Origin of the sequence: Kosakonia sp. CCTCC M2018092, from assembly GCF_003864115.1 — a bacterium.
Taxonomy (GTDB): Bacteria; Pseudomonadota; Gammaproteobacteria; order Enterobacterales; family Enterobacteriaceae; genus Kosakonia; species Kosakonia cowanii.
On record NZ_CP034225.1, the window covers coordinates 4,648,976 to 4,668,780 of the forward strand.

Below are 19,805 nucleotides of genomic sequence, written 5' to 3' on the forward strand. Positions count from 1 at the left end.
CTCAGGCGACAACCACCAGGATAAGGCAACGTTACAGAACAGGAGAGAACCATGGCGGATTGGGTAACAGGAAAAGTCACAAAGGTGGAATTCTGGACCGATGCACTCTTCAGCCTCACCGTACATGCCCCCGTTCAACCCTTCACTGCCGGACAGTTCGCCAAGCTTGGGCTGGAGATTGACGGCGAGCGCGTGCAGCGCGCGTATTCCTACGTCAACGCGCCAAGCAATCCCGATCTTGAGTTCTATCTCGTCACCGTTCCGGAAGGCAAACTGAGCCCGCGCCTGGCCGCCCTGCAACCGGGCGATGAGCTGTTAATTGTCAGCGAAGCCGCTGGCTTTTTCGTGCTGGAAGAGGTGCCGGAGTGCGAAACGCTCTGGATGCTGGCGACCGGCACGGCTATCGGGCCTTACCTTTCGATGCTGCAGGAGGGGAAAGATCTTGAACGGTTCAAAAATATCGTCCTGCTGCACGCGGTGCGCTACGGTGCGGATCTAAGCTACCTGCCGCTGATGCTGGAGCTGCAAAAGCGCTATGAAGGGAAGCTGCGCATTCAGACGGTGGTCAGCCGCGAGACGCTCTCCGGCTCTTTAACCGGGCGCGTTCCGGCGTTGATTGAGAGCGGCGCGCTGGAGGAAGCGGTCGGTCTGCCGATGAGCGCCGAGACCAGCCATGTGATGCTGTGCGGCAACCCGCAGATGGTGCGCGACACCACCCAGTTACTGAAAGATACCCGGCAGATGGCCAAACACCTGCGCCGCCGTCCAGGGCATATCACCGCTGAGCACTACTGGTAATCAGCGGAACTTCACCTCGAGCGTCTCATTGCCAAAACGGTTTTTGCCCTGGGTGCCGAGCATCGCGCCCAGGTCGATCATCATTACCACGATAATCGCCACCGGGATCAGGCGTCCCACCGCCCATGCCAGCGTGCCGTCGAGGATCGCCCAGTTACCTGACAGCAGCATCCACGCCAGCACCATCAGCAGCGCCCAACCGCCATGACGACCGCGATCGTGCAGCCGTTTGACCATCACGCAGGCGGTCGGCCAAATCAGGCAGACGAGAATAAACGCCGCCGTCTGAAAATCGAGCATGCCATTATTCGCCAGCACAAACAGCAGGGTCATGCTCACCACCCACAGCACCATCCAGATCCAGAAATCGCGGCGTCCGATGCGCCCCTTAAACGAAAACAACCACTGCTGTATGCCCATGTAAGGTTCCTTATTATCGTAATAGCGGCTAGTGTACCCTGGCGGCGGGAGTTTTTGACAAGGCCGCCCAATCTCGTTTTAATCGTCAGCACACTCTACAGAGGGCGATGTGAATGAAAGCACGGCGTTACCACTTTTGGCTGCTCTTTTCCGCGCTGGCGTTCTGCGCGCCGGGTTGGGCAGAAGAGGCGCCAGCCGCCGTCACCGCGCCCTACTTACTGCCGGGCGCGCCTACCTTTGATGAATCGATCAGCCAGTTCCGGGAGAAGTTTAATACCGACAATCCCACGCTTGCGCTGAATGAGTTCCGCGCCGTCGACAGCCGTAGCGATCGTGCCAACCTGACGCGCGCGGCGACGCGTATCAATGATTATCTCTATGCCTCCACGGCGCTGGAGCGCGGCACGTTAAAGATCAAATCGATGCAGATCACCTGGCTGCCGGTGCAGGGGCCGGAGCAGAAAGCGACGAAAGCGAAGGCGCAGGAGTATATGAGCGCTTTTATTCGCGCCTTCTCTCCGACCATGACCGCGGCGCAAAGTATGCAAAAAGTACAAAAACTGCTGACCAACGGCAAAAACAAGGCTTACTACGCTGAGACGGAAGGCGCGGTGCGCTATGTGGTGGCAGACAACGGGGAAAAGGGGCTAACCTTCGCGGTTGAACCGATTAAGCTGACGCTATCTGAACCTCTGGAAGGGAACAATAAATGACAAAAAGCAAAGCCTTTCAGGGGAGGGATCTCTATACTGTTTCTCAGACCATGCTGCCCTGAGGGGCGGCCATTTTCATTAATTCGCCAAGCGCGTGGAGAGTAAAAATGCGACATCCTTTAGTGATGGGTAACTGGAAGTTGAACGGCAGCCGCCACATGGTTAACGAACTGATTGCCAACCTGCGTACCGAACTGGCGGGCGTTTCAGGCTGCGGCGTGGCGATTGCGCCGCCGAACCTCTACCTGGATCTGGCAAAACACGCCGCTGACGGCAGCCACATCATCCTTGGCGCGCAGAACGTTGACACCAACCTCTCTGGCGCGTTCACCGGCGAAACCTCCGCTGAAATGCTGAAAGATATCGGCGCAAAATACATCATCATCGGCCACTCAGAGCGTCGTACTTACCACGCTGAATCCGATGAGCTGATCGCGAAAAAATTCGCCGTGCTGAAAGAGCAGGGTCTGGTTCCGGTGCTGTGCATCGGTGAAACCGAAGCGGAAAACGAAGCGGGTAAAACCGAAGAAGTGTGCGCGCGCCAGATCGACGCCGTGCTGAAAACGCAGGGCGCGAGCGCGTTCGAAGGCGTGGTTATCGCCTACGAACCGGTTTGGGCGATCGGTACCGGCAAATCCGCTACCCCGGCGCAGGCTCAGGCCGTGCACAAATTTATCCGTGACCACATTGCTAAAGCCGACGCGAAAGTAGCTGAGCAAGTGATCATCCAGTACGGCGGTTCTGTTAACGCCAGCAACGCGGCAGAACTCTTTGCCCAGCCGGATATCGACGGCGCGCTGGTTGGCGGTGCTTCCCTGAAAGCTGACGCCTTCGCAGTAATCGTTAAAGCTGCTGAAGCCGCTAAACAGGCGTAATACTGCTGTTACCCTCTCCCGCCCGGGAGAGGGTCTCTTCTACAATTTCCCCAGTACTTTAAACCACGCGTAATCAAGCGGCAGCAACAGCAGATAACTCACCAGCGCCAGCGCCAGACAGAGCAGCATCCCTGCGCGCGCAGGCACTTTACCGAGCGCCATCGCCACTACAATCGGCGAAGCCTGATAGGGCAACAGCGGCGTCGAATAGCCCAGCACCTGAATCATAATCACCGACAGCAGCGGGAAACCGGTGGCGTCGGCAAAGCTTTGCGCCAGCGTGGTAAACAGTGCCGGGACGCCGTTGGCGGTCATAATAAAATTGAGCGCGGTGGTAATGCCGGTGAGCGCGAGAAAACTGGTGAACGGGCGTTCGGCATCAAGCGGCATCACATGCAGCAGCGCATCGCCCACCGCGCTACCGATACCGGTTTGCGTCACGGTGATCGCCAGCCCCAGAATCCCGGCGACGTAGATGCAGGTGCGGATATTCACCCCGCTGGAGAACTCATCGCCGGAGATAAAGCCAACGCGCGGCAGCAGCGTGACGAAAGCGGCCGCCAGCCCGGTCCACGCCGGGCCAATGCCGTGCCAGCTCTCCGTTACCCACAGCGTCAGCACCACCGCCAGCAGCCAGGCGAGACGCTTTTCATCCCTACTCATCGGCGTAGAAGGCAGCGCTTCGCGCATCGCCTGCGGTTTACCGGGAAAGAGCCAGCAGATCAGGCCAATCAGAATTGCGCCTTTCAGGATCCCCAGCACCGGCGTATGCAGCAGCAGATAAGGCAAATAGTTGAGATGGATACCGTAGGAGCCTTCCGCCGCGCCGCTCATCACCAGGTTGGGGACGTTAGCAGGCAGAATGGTCGCCGAAAGCTGGAAAGTGCCGAAGCCAACCGCCAGCGCCAGGCCATACCACGCGCGTGTGCCCTCATTGATGCCAGCGCGCGCCGCCATCGCCGCAACAATCGGCATTAACAGCGCAATCCGCCCCATATTGGAGGGCATAACAAACGCCAGCGCATAGCTGAGCAGCACCACGCTTGCCACCATCTGCGGCCAGGAGCCGGTCATCTTCGCCGATAGTGCCCGCGCCGCGCGATCCGCCAGCCCGGTTTTGCGAATGGCGACGCCAAGCACAAAGCCGCTAAACACCAGCCAGAAAGCGGACGAGGCAAAGCCGCCAAAAATTACCTCCGGCGGCGCGATTTTCGCGATCATCGCAGCGGTGAAAAAGAGCAGCGCGGTGATGAACTCCGGCAATAGCGACGTCGCCCAGAGAATAATGGTGATACCGACGATAACAGAGGGAAGGAACAGAGGGTGCGAAAGCCAGAGCGACATGCCTGTCTCCTGTAGATTTTTTCAGCAATTCTACGGGGACAGGCAGAGTGAGTAAATGCGAATTATGGTGGGGTTATTTGAGGATTTCGCACTGATGATCCTGAATCTCTTCCGCCGATGCGCGGTTTAACGCCAGCAGATTTCGCTCTGTCGCCAGCAGCACAAACGAGCCGTCCGACTGCTGCGCCAGCGCCAGTGCAAAGCGTCCCATATGCTCTTTCGCATCCGGCACCTCTTCCGCCAGCATCAGGAAGGGGCTACGCTGCGCCAGCTCTGCCGCCGTTACGCGCCGGGCTAAATACTCATGGCCAAGCAGCCCGCCGGGGAAGGCCAGCCACTGGCTGCTGATGCGCCCGGCATTCTCATTAAGCTTTTCGCGCACGTCGGTACGCAGGCAGGAGATATGAATATGGAAATGGTTCTGGGTGCGGCCAGAGCGGGAGTTAATCGCCAGCGAGACCGCCTCATCCGGGATCGGGCTGCCGCGCCGGGTGCTCATCACATCTCGTGATTGCCAGGACTGCCAGAAGAAGTTCGGCGTCGCAGGCTTAAGCAATAAGGGGCTTTCGGTGCCATTAATCAGGTAGGTGGGCATTAACAAATACTGCAACGGGCCGTTGCGGTCCTTCATTAACACATAGCCGTTTTTGAAATTAACCTGCTCGCAGGGTGCGGGGTTGTTGTGATTACGCATATTGGGCAGGCACTGCTGAAAGACGATTTGGCGCAACGCGTCCGGGTTGCTGGTGAACTTCATCCAAATCCATACACCTGCGGCTGCAACGACAACCAGGACCAGCAGGGCAATAATAAGACGTTTAACAGTTTTCATTTTCCGCTTCCTTTGCTGAAAGAAACGGCATAATAGCGCAAAAATTAAACGAAGCGACACCCCGAATTTGCCGGATAGCACTTACGCCATCCGGCTGGTTTAACAGTAAAAATTACCGCTTACTAATCTGATCAAAAGTGCCGCCGTTGGCGAAGTGCTCTTTCTGCGCCTTGCTCCAGCCGCCGAACACATCATCAATGGTGAACAATTTCAGTTTCGGGAATTCGCTGGCGTATTTCGCCGCAACCTGCGCATCGCGCGGGCGGTAGAAGTTCTTCGCGGCAATCTCCTGCCCTTCTGGCGAATAGAGATATTTCAGATAGGCTTCCGCCACTTTCTGTGTGCCCTTTTTATCCGCGACTTTATCGACCACTGATACGGTCGGCTCGGCGAGGATAGATTCGCTCGGGGTGACGATCTCAAACTTATCTTTGCCCAGCTCTTTGGTCGCCAGCAGCGCTTCGTTTTCCCACGCAATCAGCACATCGCCAATCCCGCGTTCTACAAAGGTGTTGGTCGCGCCGCGCGCGCCGGAATCGAGCACTTCGACATTTTTGTACAGCGCTTTAACAAACTCCTGCGCTTTAGCCTGATCGCCGCCGTTCTGATGCAGAGCGTAGCCCCAGGCCGCCAGATAGTTCCAGCGTGCGCCGCCGGAGCTTTTCGGATTCGGTGTGATAACGGAAACGCCCGGTTTTACCAGATCGTTCCAGTCATGGATCTGTTTCGGGTTGCCTTTACGCACCAGGAAGACAATGGTCGAGGTGTAGGGCGCAGAGTTGTCGGGCAGGCGTTTAATCCAGTTTTTGTCGATACGGCCGCGCTCGGCAATCGCGTCGACGTCATAGGCCAGCGCCAGCGTCACCACATCGGCATCAATACCGTTGATAACCGAGGTCGCCTGTTTGCCGGAGCCGCCGTGCGACTGGCGGATCACCACATTGTCGCCGGTCTCCTGTTTCCAGTGCGCGCTGAACGCTTTGTTGTACTGCTCGTACAGTTCACGCGTCGGATCGTAAGACACGTTCAACAGTTGGATATCTTTTGCCAGTACGCTGCTGGAAGCCAGAAGCAGCGTTAAGCCCACGCCCCATTTATTCATTGTCCGCTCTCTTCGGTTGTCAATTTTGATGACACCAGCCTGCCAGAAAGGGATCCGATGATTAAAGAATAAAAAAAGATTGGCTATAACTTTGAGGAATATCTTGCGGTAAAAAAACGCCCTCAGCAGCGAGGGCGTAGTGCGGATTAGTAGAGCTTTTTCGCGCAGTCCAGCCAGTCGCCTTTGAACGGACGCTTCATGTTTTCAATCGCGTCGATGATGTCGTGATGCACCATTTTTTCGTTCTGGATGCCGACGCAGCGGCCACCGTAGCCCTGCAGCAGCAGATCGATAGCGTAGGAGCCCATACGGGAGGCGAGAATGCGGTCGTAAGGCACCGGCGAACCGCCACGCTGGATGTGGCCAAGCACGGTCGCGCGAGTTTCGCGCTGCGTTTCGCTCTCAATGTACTTCGCCAGCTCGTCGATATCGCAGATGTGCTCGGTGATCGCCACAATCGCGTGTTTTTTACCTTTGGCGATACCGGCTTTGATCTCGGCGACCAGGTCTTCGCGGTTGAACTCCACTTCCGGCAGAACGATAAACTCACACCCGCCGGCAATGGCTGCGGCCAGGGTCAGATCGCCGCAGTAACGGCCCATCACTTCGACGATGGAGATACGCTGGTGTGAAGAGGAGGTGTCGCGCAGGCGGTCAATCGCTTCAACCACGGTTTGCAGCGCGGTGAAGTAGCCGATGGTGTAGTCGGTACCGGCAACGTCGTTATCGATGGTGCCCGGCAGACCGATGCACGGGAAGCCCATTTCGGTCAGGCGCTTCGCGCCCATGTAGGAGCCGTCGCCGCCGATAACGACCAGCGCGTCAATGCCGCGCTTTTTCATGTTTTCGATAGCCACGGCACGGATATGCTCTTCGCGGAACTCCGGGAAGCGGGCAGAGCCGAGGAAGGTACCGCCGCGGTTGATCATGTCAGACACGCTGTAGCGGTCGAGCTGGATCATCCGGTCTTCATACAGGCCCAGGTAGCCGTCGTAGATACCTGCAACTTCCAGACCTTCTGTTAATGCTGCACGGACAACGCCGCGGATGGCGGCATTCATGCCTGGCGCATCACCGCCGCTTGTCAACACACCGATTTTTTTAATCATGACTACCTCTGAACTTAGGAATGCAAAATAAAATTCTGTGGCCCGAAGCAACTCCCACGGGGAGCGAACAACAATGCTGCAAATAGTATCTCAATCCACTACTGCTGAATTGATTCAGGTCAGGCGAAATGGGGGTATTTTATACACAACCGCACTGCCTGACCCACACTTAAAAAACGCGTTACGAAAGCCTCTGCGGGCTTATCGTCCTTGAGGAACAACTGAGCACGGATCCTGATGAATAATCACATCGGAGCCGGGGAAACGGCGCAAAATTGCCTGCTCTACCTGCTCGGCGACAAGATGCGCCTCAACCAGCGGCAGGTGATCGTCCATTTCCAGATGTATTTGAATAAAGCGGGTCGGCCCTGACTGCCGCGTGCGAAGATCGTGAGCGCCTCTGACGCCCGGCCAGGAAGTGACAATATCAACAATTTCCTGGCGCTCTCCATCGGGTAGTGCGCGATCCAACAGCGCCTGTACCGCCTCATACCCCATACGCAACGCACTGTACAAGATATAGCCGCCGATACCCAGCGCAAACAGCGCATCCGCCCGATGCCAGCCATACCACGCCAGCCCAAGCGCGATGAGAATAGCGCCGTTCATCATAACATCAGACTGATAATGAAGCATATCCGCGCGCACCGCCTGGCTGTGTGTTTTGCGCACAACCCAGCGTTGAAAAGTGACCAGAATCACAGTGCTGATCAGCGCCACCAGCGTAACGGCAACGCCAATTCCCGCGGCCTGCAACGGCTCCGGCCGAGCAAGATGCTGAATGCCGGTTAAAAAGAGGAACAGCGCGGAGCCGGAGATAAACATACTCTGCGCCAGCGCGGCTAACGACTCCGCTTTGCCGTGCCCGAACGTATGCTCCTCATCCGCCGGTTGCAGCGAATAGCGCACCACCAGCAGGTTGGTGAGCGACGCGGCGATATCCACCAGCGAATCGACCAGCGCCGCCAGAATACTGACCGAACCGGTATGCCACCAGGCGAAAATTTTAATCACCAGCAGCAGCGATGCCATGATGGTTGCCGCCATTGCCGCCCGTGTGACCAGCCGTCCATAAGATGCTTTCATACACGCTCCTGCTTGTCGTTGGCGGAATTATAACGGATAGCAAAAGGAGCAATGGAGAAAATAGGGGCAGGAATTGCGGGCAAAAAAAACCCCCACATCATGTGGGGGAAGACAGGGATGGTGTCTATGGCAAGGAAAAACAGGGGTTGTTACCTGGTACTGCTACTACTCATTACCGTCAACGGGGAGCTTTTTTGCATCTGCGCAACGTTACGCAGCTTTGCCATCCGTTGTTGGTGCTTCTGGTTTAAAACCGCTTGCTGCTCCGGCGTTAGCAGGTGGTACATCTGGTTGCGGACTTTCGCCATCTCAACCTGGCGAGCGACCTGCTCCTGCGCCATTTTTTCTGCCTGAGCGCGTACAGCGGTTTCATCAAATTTATCTGCGGTGACAAGGCTGTGCATTGTCTCCATTTCGCTAACATTAACAGGTGGCTGGTCGTGCCGCGCCTGTGTCATCAGATCCCGCATCTGCTGGCGCTGATGTTCGGTCAGATTAATACCGTCGAACATATGGCTCTGAACACTGCGCTGTGCAATCCCCTCAGTGGGGTGCCAGTTATCGCCTGTTACGGCTTCAGCAGCCTGGCTAACAGCGCTTAATGTCAGCGTTGAGGCCATGACGGCAGCGGTAACGATGCGCATCATTTACTCCAGTAACCTATTTGTCTCACGAGTGAACGAAAATCAGTCTACGATTCAGGCTGCAAACATGCGTCAGGGGGTGTAAAACAACGTAAAGTCATGGATTAGCGACGCTTGATGACGTAATTTCTGCCTCGGAGGTATTTAAACAATGAATAAAATCCTTTTAGTAGATGATGACCGAGAGCTGACTTCCTTGTTAAAGGAACTTCTCGACATGGAAGGTTTTAACGTGCTCGTTGCCCATGACGGTGAACAGGCGCTCGACCTCCTTGATGACAGCATCGATTTGCTTTTGCTCGACGTGATGATGCCGAAGAAAAACGGCATTGATACCCTTAAAGAGCTTCGCCAGACACACCAGACACCGGTAATCATGCTTACAGCCCGCGGCAGCGAGCTGGATCGCGTTCTCGGCCTCGAGCTGGGCGCGGATGACTATCTCCCGAAACCCTTTAACGATCGTGAGCTCGTGGCGCGTATTCGCGCGATTTTGCGCCGCTCCCACTGGAGCGAACAGCAGCAGAACAGCGACAGCGGTTCGCCGACGCTGGAAGTGGACGCGCTCAGCCTCAATCCTGGCCGCCAGGAAGCGAGCTTTGACGGTCAGTCGCTGGAGCTTACCGGCACGGAATTCACCCTGCTCTACCTGCTGGCTCAGCATTTAGGCCAGGTAGTGTCGCGTGAACATCTGAGCCAGGAAGTGCTGGGTAAACGCCTGACGCCGTTCGATCGCGCCATCGACATGCATATCTCCAACCTGCGCCGCAAACTGCCGGAGCGTAAAGATGGGCATCCGTGGTTTAAAACCCTGCGCGGTCGCGGTTATCTGATGGTCTCCGCTTCATGATAGGAAGTTTGACCGCCCGCATCTTCGCCATCTTCTGGTTAACCCTGGCGCTGGTGTTGATGCTGGTATTGATGGTGCCAAAGCTGGACTCCCGCCAGATGACGGAGCTGCTCGACAGCGAGCAGCGCCAGGGTCTGATGATTGAACAGCATGTAGAAGCGGAGCTGGCTAACGACCCACCGAACGATCTGATGTGGTGGCGCAGGCTGTTTCGCGCCATCGACAAATGGGCGCCGCCCGGTCAACGTCTGCTGCTTGTGACCAGCGAAGGGCGCGTGATCGGCGCGGAGCGCAGCGAAATGCAGATCATCCGCAACTTTATCGGCCAGGCCGATAACTCCGATCATCCGCAGAAGAAAAAGTATGGCCGCGTCGAAATGGTTGGCCCCTTCTCCATTCGCGACGGGGAAGATAACTACCAGCTCTACCTGATCCGTCCTGCCAGCAACTCGCAATCTGATTTTATCAACCTGCTGTTCGACCGCCCGCTGCTGCTGCTGATCGTCACCATGCTGATCAGTTCACCGCTGCTGCTGTGGCTGGCGTGGAGCCTGGCAAAACCGGCGCGTAAGTTGAAAAACGCGGCGGATGAGGTGGCGCAAGGCAACCTGCGCCAGCATCCGGAGCTGGAAGCCGGGCCGCAGGAGTTTCTCGCCGCCGGAGCCAGTTTTAACCAGATGGTGAGCGCGCTGGAACGTATGATGACCGCGCAGCAGCGTCTGCTGTCGGACATCTCTCACGAGCTGCGCACGCCGCTGACGCGCCTGCAACTTGGCACCGCGCTATTGCGCCGCCGTAGCGGAGAGAGCAAAGAGCTGGAGCGCATTGAAACCGAAGCGCAGCGGCTGGACAGCATGATCAACGATCTGCTGGTGATGTCGCGCAACCAGCAGAAAAACGCGCTGGTCAGCGAAACGGTCAAAGCCAATCAGCTATGGCATGAGGTGCTGGATAACGCCGCGTTCGAAGCCGAGCAGATGGGCAAATCCCTGACGGTCACCTTCCCGCCCGGGCCCTGGCCGCTGTATGGCAACCCCAACGCGCTGGAGAGCGCGCTGGAGAATATTGTCCGCAACGCGCTGCGCTACTCCCACACCAAAATCGAAGTGAGTTTTGCGGTGGATAAAGAGGGCATCACCATCAACGTTGATGACGACGGCCCTGGCGTCAGCGCAGAAGATCGCGAGCAGATTTTCCGTCCCTTCTACCGCACCGACGAAGCGCGCGACCGCGAATCGGGCGGCACTGGCCTTGGGCTGGCGATTGTCGAAACGGCAATCCAGCAGCATCGCGGCTGGGTAAGAGCGGACGACAGCCCGTTAGGCGGTTTACGCTTAACCCTCTGGCTGCCGCTCTACAGACGCGCCTGATAATGCGCCCTCTCCTGCCGGAGGGGGCGTTTTTTTATCCGCGCAGCCGCCGGGCGTTATCCTCAATTTTGCCGCTCAGGCGTCGCTTCTGCATCGTGCGCGTCCAGCTTGCCGATAACCCCGCCGCCGCCAGCAGGCGTTGATACTGCTCGTCATCAAACGGTTGATACCAGGCGATCGCCGCCGCCTGATGAACGCTGACATCGCTTACCCTTGATACCAGCTCTAACGGCGCGTCAGCGGCGACTTTGCCTGCGGCAATCACCCGATAGAGCCAGCCCACGCGGCCGCTCGCCTGCATCTGCGTGGCCATATCCTCAATGCCGAAGTGGTAGTTGAGCTTAAAGCAGGGGGAGCGCGGCTGCGTCACCTGAATCAGCGTCTCGCCCCAGCGGAAGATATCGCCGATAAAGACATTCTGCTCCGTCAGCCCGACGGTAGAGAGGTTTTCGCCGAAGGCGGGCGCGCAAAAGAGCGCGGCCTGTTGCGGGAAGGCTTGCGCCCAGTGCGTGTAGTGTTCACGCGGATAGTGGCAGAGCGCGCGATCTGCCCCGCCGTGGTAGCTTTTCTCTGCCTGCTCATCGCCGGCAAGGCCCAGCTCCGTCAGAGTCAGCTCTCCCTGCACCTGCAATTTGGCGATGGCGCTCGGTCGGCTGCCGTCATAATCCCTTATCTTGCCCCTGAAAACGTTAACCTGATGGCGCATCTTCCCTCCCGGAATTCCGTTGTTGGTCGCGTTATTAGAGCACACTTTTTTCTCACCCGAAGCGGCGAAAATGAGACATTCATGCGCGTGTCTGACGCCCTGCCGTGTTATCACTTACCTTGAGTTTTGAAACGCAATTTCATTAAACGAGGAGAGAGCGACGTGGCCACTACAGTTCCATTTTCCGGCGTCTGGTGCCCTTCCATCACGCCGATGGATCGTGAAGGGAGTATCGATCTGGCAGGCTTAGCGCAACACATTGCCCGCCTGAACGCGGCAAAAGTCGATGTCGTGCTGCTGATGGGCAGCATCGGGGAGTTTGCCTCGTTCTCGCTGGAGGAGCGCTTAATGCTTATCCGCGAAGCGCGGGAGATGACGCCGGGCACGCTGGTAGCAAACGTCTCCTCCCCCTGCTTTTCTGATGTGGTGCGCATGGCGCAAGAGGCCAGGCGCGTCGGGTATGACGCGGTAATGGTGCTGCCGCCCTACTACTACGGGCAGACCAGCGGGCAGTTATTGCACTACTTCCGCGCCATCGGCCAGGCGGTTGAGGGCAAGTGGTTCGCCTATAACTTCCCGGCGCGCACCGGCTGCGATTTAACGCCGGAACTGGTCGCTACCCTTGCCGCCGAGTTTCCTGCTTTCGCTGGCATCAAAGATACGGTCGATTGCCAGTCCCACACGCGCAACATGATCCTCGCCACCCAGGCGGTGCGCCGAAATTTCGCGGTGTTGAGCGGTTACGACGAGTACTACATCCCGAACTTACTGGCAGGCGGCGCAGGGGTGATCTCCGGGTTGAATAACGTTATGCCGGAGCTGTTTGTGCAGGCGAGAGAAGCCTGGCGCACCGGCGATCTCGATTCCCTCAGCAAGGCGCAGCAGGAGATCGGCAAGTTTATGGCGATCTACGCCATCGGGGATGATTTCGTCACCACCATCAAAACCGTGGTGTCACGCAAATTTGGCTACTCGACGCCCGTCTCGCGCAACATCGGCGGCACGCTCAGCGACGCGCAGTGCGCCATTGTCGACCAGCTGTTTAATATCACCTCGCGAAGGTAAAGCGCGGGCAATAAAAAACCCCCGACGGCGAAGCCGGACGGGGGTTGACCTCACGCAAGCGTGGGGGAGCGTGCGAACTTATTTTTTAGCGGCGAAACGCGCTGCTGCTTCGTCCCAGTTCACTACGTTCCAGAACTCTTTAATGTAGTCCGGGCGGCGGTTCTGGAATTTCAGGTAGTAAGCGTGTTCCCACACATCCAGGCCGATGATCGGGAAGCCGGATGCGCCAGAGATCGCTTCACCCATCAGCGGGGAGTCCTGGTTTGCGGTAGAAACTACAGCCAGTTTGTCGCCTTTCAGCACCAGCCATGCCCAGCCGGAACCGAAGCGGGTTGCTGCTGCTTTTTCAAATTCAGCTTTGAAGTTGTCCACGGAACCGAAATCGCGCTCGATAGCCGCTTTCAGATCGCCCTGCAGGGTGGTGCCGACTTTCAGGCCTTTCCAGAACAGGCTGTGGTTAGCGTGGCCGCCCGCGTTGTTACGCAGTACGGTTTTCTTGTCGGTCGGCAGCTGGTCCAGCTTGGTGATCAGCTCTTCAACCGGCAGGCTTGCGAACTCCGGCAGGTTTTCCAGCGCGGCGTTAGCGTTGTTTACGTAGGTCTGGTGATGTTTAGTGTGATGGATTTCCATCGTCTGCTTGTCGAAATGAGGCTCAAGGGCATCATACGCATACGGCAGAGCGGGCAGTGTATAGCTCATTTTCATCTCCATTTTAGTCTGGCGGCGGATTTGTTAACGCCGCGTAAGCAGTTGGATCATTATAGTTAATTACGTGATATTGAAAATGTTTATCAATGCCGTAGTTTCTATAAGGTTATCTATTTTAGTTATGTTCTTGAAATTGTGAAGCTGCTCATTCCCATCATGCCCTGATTGCCAGCGCCAGGCGCAGCGCGGCAATCGTCTCAAGGTTAAATCGTTTACTGATTTTTACACTCTGCGAGTCGGCGACCTCTGTCCCGGCCATAAAAACAAAAGGAGTGCACAATGAGTAACGCGATTACGATGGGTATTTTGTGGCATTTGATAGGCGCGGCCAGTGCTGCCTGTTTCTATGCCCCGTTCAAAAAGGTCAAACAGTGGTCATGGGAGACGATGTGGTCGATAGGCGGCCTCGTCTCCTGGATTATCCTTCCCTGGAGCATCAGCGCGCTGTTACTGCCCGATTTCTGGGCCTATTTCAGCTCGTTTAATGCCTCCACCCTGCTGCCGGTCTTTCTCTTCGGTGCGATGTGGGGCGTCGGCAATATCAATTACGGTTTAACGATGCGCTATCTCGGCATGTCGATGGGCATCGGTATCGCCATCGGCATCACGTTGATTGTCGGCACTCTGATGACGCCGGTGCTCAACGGCACTTTCGGCGTGCTGATCCATACCGATGGTGGCCGGATGACGCTGCTTGGCGTGCTGGTTGCCCTGATTGGCGTCGGCATTGTGACGCGCGCCGGGCAGTTGAAAGAGCGCAAAATGGGCATCAAAGCCGAAGAGTTCAACCTGAAAAAAGGGCTGGCGCTGGCGGTCATGTGCGGCATCTTCTCGGCAGGGATGTCCTTTGCGATGAACGCTGCCAAACCGATGCACGACGCCGCTGCGGCGCTGGGCATCGATCCGCTCTATACCGCGCTGCCAAGCTATGTGGTGATCATGGGCGGCGGCGCTTTGGTCAACCTTGGCTTCTGCCTTATCCGGCTGGCAAAAGTGAAAAACTTATCGGTCAAAGCGGACTTCTCACTGGCAACGCCGTTGATTATCAGCAATATCCTGCTCTCCGCGCTCGGCGGCCTGATGTGGTATCTGCAATTCTTCTTCTACGCCTGGGGTCACGCCCGAATTCCGGCGCAGTATGACTACATCAGCTGGATGCTGCACATGAGTTTCTACGTGCTGTGCGGCGGCATTGTCGGGCTGGTGCTGAAGGAGTGGAAAAATGCCGGACGCCAGCCGGTCAGCGTGCTGAGCCTCGGCTGCGTGGTGATCATTATCGCGGCCAATATTGTCGGCCTCGGTATGGCGAGCTAATCAGGCGGCGGCGCGACTACGATGACGCCACTGTCCTGGCGTCATCCCCACTTCGCGGCTAAAGACCACCGAAAAGTAGTTACTGTCCTCGAATCCGCACTGCATGGCGATGTCGCCAATCATCTGCTCCGAGTGCTGAAGCAGATATTGCGCGTGGCAGATGCGCAGCTGGCGCAGATAGTGGTTAATGGTCATGCCGGTCTGGGAGCGAAACTGCTGGCGCAGGGCGCGCTCGCTGCACTGCTCCTGCTCGCAAAACTGCTCAAGCACAAAGCTGCGATTCAGGCTGCCGGAAAGGGCGGTGATCAGCTTATCCAGCAGCGCTTCGCTGTGGGTGGCGGCAAGGTTATCGGCGGCGAAACGGTGGCGTTTTAAGGTCATCACCAGCTGGGCAAAGAGCGTTTCCGCCATTCCATTCGCCAGCGGATCGCTCTTATTGCTCTCATGCTCCAGTTGGGCAATCACCTGGCGAGCCTGCGTCATGCCGCTGCTGCCGATACGCCAGTGCGGGCTCCACGCCCCACCGCTAAAGCCCGGGATCAGCCCCGCCCAGTCGAGATTGAGCGTCAGCCGCTCCGGGCAGTAGATGATGTTCTGCAACACCAGATCGTTAACCGAGGCGTAAGAGTGGCAATCCTCGGCGCGAATATAGAAGAGATCGCCGCGCGTAATGCGGTACGGGCGGTTGTTGAGTACATGCAGGCCATTGCCGCGCCACACCATCACCAGTTCATTAAACTCGTGGGTGTGTTCGGCAAACACATGTTGCGGGTAGCGATCCGCCACCGCCACCGCCTGACCGGCGCGCGGAAAAAAGTCGTCCCGACGAAGAATAAGCTGGCCTGTCACATCATCACCTCTGCGTGCACTAACCTGACATTATTAGCCAAAGCGCAGCCAAAAATCGGTGATTCTCTTCTCGTTACTGAAGCAGCGTATCCCGCCCCTGGCGGATCTCGCGCGGTGACCAGCTAAACTCACGGCGAAACAGGGTCGAAAAGTGGTTACTGTCGCCAAACCCGCAGCGAAAAGCGATATCCGTTACGCTCTCATCGCTGTGGCGCAACATATGGCGGGCTTTGATCAGCCGCAGGCGGTTCAGATAGCGCTGCGGTGTCATGCCGGTGGTCTGTTTTAGCTGGCGATGCAGCGTGCGCAACGAGAGCGTAAAGCGCTCGGCAAGCGACGCCCAGCAGATATCCTCCGCAAAGTGATCTTCCAGCCACAGCAGCAATTGGTTAAGCCGCGCGTCGCTGTTGCCCATCTCCGCCTGCTGGCTGCTACGGCGCAGCAGCACCAGCAGCTGCATAAAGAGCATTTCGCGGTTGGCAATATCGTGGGTTTCCAGTTCCGCGCCCTGCGCCTCCATCTGGTTGATAATGCCGCGCACCTGCCCCAGCGTCTGCTGGCTCACCCGCCAGTGCGACGGGTAGTGCCCCTCCTGCTCCTGCGGTAACAGCTGGTTTAACCCGGCAAGGAACTGGAAAGCATCCGGCGAGCGGTAGAGCACGTTGGTCAGGCAGAGATTATCGGTGTGCTCATAGAGATGGCGATCGTGATCGCGCACAAAGCAGACCGTGCCGCCGCTGATGGTGTAAGGCTGGCCGTTAAAGACATGAATGCCGGAGCCATGCTCAACAATCACAATTTCATGAAAATCATGATGATGCTCAGGGAAAGCTGCCTGCGGCAGCCGCGGCTCAATGGCAACCGGTGATTTACCTGGCGGAAAGAAATCAACGCTATGCAGTATGGTCATGATCGCCCCAGCAAATGAGAAACAGTCTCAAAATAGTAATTAAGGGCGGCCAACCTCACCTTTAATTTTCGACGCCATTTCGCGCATAAGCTGCCCGTTTTTCAAGAAACGCCCGGAAAGATCGGGAAATGTGGCGAGAGTCACAATGGCGCAACACCGCGCCATCACTGGAATATGTGAACTCTCTCACGTTCATCTTTGCTTTCTTGCCAGCGCCCCTCCGCCGCTGTCAGTAGCAAGAAGGTAGACCCCACGCCCCCTTTTTTAGACTGTCCGCAATGACTCTATGAAGGACCTCATCATGACTTTTCGCCACTGCGTCGCGGTTGATTTAGGTGCCTCCAGCGGACGGGTAATGCTGGCGCGTTACGATCGCCAGAGCCGGACGCTGACGCTTCAGGAAATCCATCGCTTTGTTAACTGCTTACAGAGAGTCGGCGGCTTCGACTGCTGGGATATCGACCGCCTGGAAGCCGAGATCCGCACCGGGCTGCAAAAGGTGTGCGAATCCGGCGTGCAGCCTGACAGCATCGGCATTGATACCTGGGGCGTCGATTATGTGCTGATTAACCGCGCGGGCGAACGCGTCGGCCTGCCGATCGCCTACCGCGATAGTCGCACCGACGGCATTATGCAGCGCGCTTTCCAGCAGCCGGGAAAAGCCGATATCTATCGCCGCAGCGGCATCCAGTTTCTCCCCTTCAATACTCTTTATCAGCTGCGCGCGCTGGCGGAGCAGCAGCCGCACACCGTAGAGCAGGTGGAGCACGCCCTGCTGATCCCGGACTACTTCAGCTTCCGCCTGACCGGGCAGCGCAACTGGGAGTACACCAACGCCACCACCACGCAGCTGGTCAATATCAATACCGACAACTGGGACGCCACGCTGCTCGACTGGGCTGGCGTGCCCGCAAGCTGGTTTGGTACACCGACCCATCCAGGGAATGTGATTGGCGACTGGATCTGCCCGCAGGGCAACGCCATTCCGGTGGTCGCCGTTGCCAGCCACGATACCGCCAGCGCAGTGATCGCCTCGCCGCTGGCCGATAACGATGCGGCGTATCTCTCTTCCGGCACCTGGTCATTGATGGGCTTTGAGAGCAAAACGCCCTACACCAGCGACGCCGCGCTCGCCGCCAATATCACCAATGAGGGCGGTGCCGAGGGGCGCTACCGGGTGCTGAAAAACATCATGGGCCTGTGGCTGCTACAGCGGGTGCTGAAAGAGCAGAACATCAGCGACCTGCCCGCACTTATCGCCCTCACTGAGCAGATCGCGGTCTGCCGCTTCATCATCAACCCGAACGATGAGCGCTTTATCAACCCGACGAACATGAGCGCCGAGATCCAGGCCGCCTGCCGCGACGCGGATCAACCCGTGCCGCAGAGCGCGGCGGAACTGGCGCGCTGCATCTTCGACAGCCTCGCCCTGCTCTATGCCGATGTGCTGAGCGAGCTGGCAACCCTGCGCGGTAAGCCCTTTACCCGCCTGCACATTGTTGGCGGCGGCTGCCAGAACCAGTTATTGAACCAGCTTTGCGCCGACGCCTGCGGTTTGCCGGTGGTCGCCGGGCCGGTTGAAGCCTCAACGCTCGGCAATATTGGCGTACAGCTAATGACGCTCGATGAGCTGACCAACGTCGATCAGTTCCGTCAGGTGGTGGCGGCTAACCACCCCCTGATCACCTTTACCCCCGATTCTGATAATGAAATCGCCCGCTATGTCGCGCGTTTTCAGCAAAAACGACAGACAAAGGAGCTTTGCGCATGACCACTCAACTTGAACAAGCCTGGGAGATTGCCAGAGAGCGTTTTGCCGCGGTCGGCATCGATGCCGAGGAGGCGCTGCGTCAGCTCGATCGCCTGCCGGTCTCGATGCACTGCTGGCAGGGCGACGATGTGGCCGGGTTCGAAAATCCGGAAGGCAGCCTGACCGGCGGTATTCAGGCCACCGGTAACTATCCGGGTAAAGCGCGCAACGCCGCCGAATTACGCGCCGATCTTGAGCAGGCGCTGAGCCTGATCCCCGGCCCTAAGCGCCTCAATCTGCACGCGATTTATCACGAAGCCGATGCGCCCGTGGCGCGCAACGAGATCAAACCGGAGCACTTCAAAAACTGGGTTGCGTGGGCGAAAACCAACAAACTGGGGCTCGATTTTAACCCCTCCTGCTTTTCGCACCCGCTCAGCGCCGACGGTTTTACCCTCTCCCACGCCAATGATGAGGTTCGCCAGTTCTGGATTGATCATGTAAAAGCCAGCCGCCGCGTCTCCGCCTCGTTCGGCGAGCAGCTCGGCACGCCGTCGGTGATGAATATCTGGGTGCCGGACGGCATGAAGGATGTCACCGTCGATCGCCTGGCCCCGCGCCAGCGTCTGCTGGCCGCGCTGGATGAAGCGATGAGCGAGAAACTGAACCCGGCGCACCATATCGATGCCGTGGAGAGCAAGTTGTTCGGCATCGGTGCCGAGAGCTACACCGTCGGCTCGAATGAGTTCTATATGGGGTACGCCACCAGCCGCCAGACCGCGCTCTGCCTGGATGCGGGCCACTTCCACCCGACTGAGGTGATCTCCGACAAAATCTCCGCCGCCATGCTCTATGTGCCGCGCCTGCTGCTGCATGTCAGCCGCCCGGTGCGCTGGGACAGCGATCACGTGGTGCTGCTGGATGATGAAACCCAGGCCATCGCCAGCGAGATCATTCGTCACAAGCTGTTCGATCGCGTGCATATCGGCCTCGACTTCTTTGACGCCTCTATCAACCGTATCGCCGCGTGGGTGATTGGTACCCGCAATATGAAAAAAGCGCTGCTGCGCGCCCTGCTGGAGCCAGTTGAACAGCTGCGCCAGCTGGAAGCCGATGGCGATTACACCGCGCGCCTTGCGCTGCTCGAAGAGCAGAAATCCCTGCCGTGGCAGGCGGTGTGGGAGATCTATTGCCAGCGCCACGACACCCCCGCCGGTAGCCAGTGGCTTGAGAGCGTGCGGGCGTATGAGCAAGCGGTATTACGCCAGCGCCAGTAACGCTGTGCCGGATGGCGGCTTACGCCTTATCCGGCCTACAAAAGAGGCGCACCGCTTAACGAATGCTGTGCCGGATGGCGGCT

General features: G+C 57.7%; 19 protein-coding genes and 1 pseudogene. 9 read left to right on the forward strand and 11 right to left on the reverse strand.

Translation table 11 applies throughout. The annotated features are described in order from the left end of the window. Positions 1-51: 51 nt before the first annotated feature. Complete coding sequence (gene fpr, locus EH164_RS21875) at positions 52-798, forward strand: ferredoxin--NADP(+) reductase (protein ID WP_023479366.1); 747 nt, start codon at positions 52-54, stop codon at positions 796-798. Here the strand turns inward: fpr and EH164_RS21880 are convergent, their stop codons facing one another. After that, complete coding sequence (locus EH164_RS21880) at positions 799-1,218, reverse strand: DUF805 domain-containing protein (protein ID WP_124970965.1); 420 nt, start codon at positions 1,216-1,218, stop codon at positions 799-801. Between the two features lie 113 nt (positions 1,219-1,331). On the opposite strand from EH164_RS21880, the gene EH164_RS21885 reads away from it, so the two are divergent. Next, positions 1,332-1,931 carry a DUF1454 family protein gene (locus EH164_RS21885; protein WP_042717036.1) on the forward strand — a complete coding sequence of 200 codons (600 nt, stop codon included), beginning with the start codon at positions 1,332-1,334 and terminating at the stop codon, positions 1,929-1,931. A gap of 107 nt (positions 1,932-2,038) precedes the next feature. After that, on the forward strand, positions 2,039-2,806 hold the full coding sequence (tpiA, locus tag EH164_RS21890) for a triose-phosphate isomerase (RefSeq protein ID WP_023479339.1): 768 nt from the start codon (positions 2,039-2,041) through the stop codon (positions 2,804-2,806). 39 nt (positions 2,807-2,845) lie between these two features. Here the strand turns inward: tpiA and EH164_RS21895 are convergent, their stop codons facing one another. The 6 genes from EH164_RS21895 to cpxP all read right to left on the reverse strand — a co-directional run bounded on the left by EH164_RS21895 (position 2,846) and on the right by cpxP (position 8,923). Then, the gene (locus EH164_RS21895) at positions 2,846-4,150 is read right to left on the reverse strand and encodes an SLC13 family permease (RefSeq protein ID WP_124970968.1); all 1,305 of its coding nucleotides are present in this window, start codon (positions 4,148-4,150) and stop codon (positions 2,846-2,848) included. A gap of 73 nt (positions 4,151-4,223) precedes the next feature. After that, entirely contained in the window at positions 4,224-4,982 is a 759-nt protein-coding gene (locus EH164_RS21900; RefSeq protein ID WP_124970971.1) for a CDP-diacylglycerol diphosphatase, read from the reverse strand. A 112-nt stretch (positions 4,983-5,094) separates the two neighbouring features. Beyond that, a complete protein-coding gene (locus EH164_RS21905) occupies positions 5,095-6,084 on the reverse strand; it encodes a sulfate ABC transporter substrate-binding protein (RefSeq protein WP_124970974.1) in 990 nt (329 codons plus the stop codon). Positions 6,085-6,230: 146 nt separating this feature from the next. Next, a complete protein-coding gene (gene pfkA / locus EH164_RS21910) occupies positions 6,231-7,193 on the reverse strand; it encodes a 6-phosphofructokinase (protein ID WP_023479317.1) in 963 nt (320 codons plus the stop codon). A 201-nt stretch (positions 7,194-7,394) separates the two neighbouring features. Further along, positions 7,395-8,279 (reverse strand): CDF family cation-efflux transporter FieF, encoded by an 885-nt coding sequence (fieF, locus tag EH164_RS21915; protein ID WP_023479353.1) that lies wholly within the window; start codon positions 8,277-8,279, stop codon positions 7,395-7,397. Positions 8,280-8,428: 149 nt separating this feature from the next. After that, complete coding sequence (gene cpxP / locus EH164_RS21920; RefSeq protein ID WP_023479354.1) at positions 8,429-8,923, reverse strand: cell-envelope stress modulator CpxP; 495 nt, start codon at positions 8,921-8,923, stop codon at positions 8,429-8,431. Positions 8,924-9,074: 151 nt separating this feature from the next. Here cpxP and cpxR point away from each other — a divergent pair, with 151 nt between their 5' ends. Continuing rightward, positions 9,075-9,773, forward strand: coding sequence for an envelope stress response regulator transcription factor CpxR (gene cpxR, locus EH164_RS21925; protein ID WP_034812606.1), 699 nt, complete (start codon positions 9,075-9,077; stop codon positions 9,771-9,773). Continuing rightward, a complete protein-coding gene (gene cpxA / locus EH164_RS21930) occupies positions 9,770-11,143 on the forward strand; it encodes an envelope stress sensor histidine kinase CpxA (RefSeq protein ID WP_124970977.1) in 1,374 nt (457 codons plus the stop codon). The genes cpxR and cpxA overlap by 4 nt, the downstream gene beginning before the upstream one ends. Here cpxA and yiiM read toward each other — a convergent pair. Beyond that, a pseudogene (yiiM, locus tag EH164_RS21935) lies at positions 11,108-11,849 on the reverse strand (6-hydroxyaminopurine reductase). The gene cpxA and the pseudogene yiiM sit on opposite strands and share 36 nt — an antisense overlap. A gap of 213 nt (positions 11,850-12,062) precedes the next feature. On the opposite strand from yiiM, the gene EH164_RS21940 reads away from it, so the two are divergent. Further along, complete coding sequence (locus EH164_RS21940; protein ID WP_241175056.1) at positions 12,063-12,914, forward strand: dihydrodipicolinate synthase family protein; 852 nt, start codon at positions 12,063-12,065, stop codon at positions 12,912-12,914. 78 nt (positions 12,915-12,992) lie between these two features. Here EH164_RS21940 and sodA read toward each other — a convergent pair whose 3' ends face one another. Then, positions 12,993-13,613 carry a superoxide dismutase [Mn] gene (sodA, locus tag EH164_RS21945; RefSeq protein WP_023479369.1) on the reverse strand — a complete coding sequence of 207 codons (621 nt, stop codon included), beginning with the start codon at positions 13,611-13,613 and terminating at the stop codon, positions 12,993-12,995. A 288-nt stretch (positions 13,614-13,901) separates the two neighbouring features. Here sodA and rhaT point away from each other — a divergent pair, with 288 nt between their 5' ends. Next, complete coding sequence (gene rhaT, locus EH164_RS21950) at positions 13,902-14,936, forward strand: L-rhamnose/proton symporter RhaT (protein WP_124970986.1); 1,035 nt, start codon at positions 13,902-13,904, stop codon at positions 14,934-14,936. Here rhaT and rhaR read toward each other — a convergent pair whose 3' ends face one another. Then, a complete protein-coding gene (gene rhaR / locus EH164_RS21955; protein ID WP_023479373.1) occupies positions 14,937-15,785 on the reverse strand; it encodes an HTH-type transcriptional activator RhaR in 849 nt (282 codons plus the stop codon). 73 nt (positions 15,786-15,858) lie between these two features. Then, positions 15,859-16,695 carry an HTH-type transcriptional activator RhaS gene (rhaS, locus tag EH164_RS21960; protein WP_124970989.1) on the reverse strand — a complete coding sequence of 279 codons (837 nt, stop codon included), beginning with the start codon at positions 16,693-16,695 and terminating at the stop codon, positions 15,859-15,861. A 301-nt stretch (positions 16,696-16,996) separates the two neighbouring features. Here rhaS and rhaB point away from each other — a divergent pair, with 301 nt between their 5' ends. Both rhaB and EH164_RS21970 read left to right on the forward strand, forming a co-directional pair. Next, positions 16,997-18,466, forward strand: coding sequence for a rhamnulokinase (rhaB, locus tag EH164_RS21965; RefSeq protein ID WP_124970992.1), 1,470 nt, complete (start codon positions 16,997-16,999; stop codon positions 18,464-18,466). Then, positions 18,463-19,722, forward strand: a complete 1,260-nt coding sequence (locus EH164_RS21970; protein WP_124970995.1) for an L-rhamnose isomerase — start codon at positions 18,463-18,465, stop codon at positions 19,720-19,722. Before rhaB ends, EH164_RS21970 begins: the two co-directional genes overlap by 4 nt. Positions 19,723-19,805 lie beyond the last annotated feature (83 nt).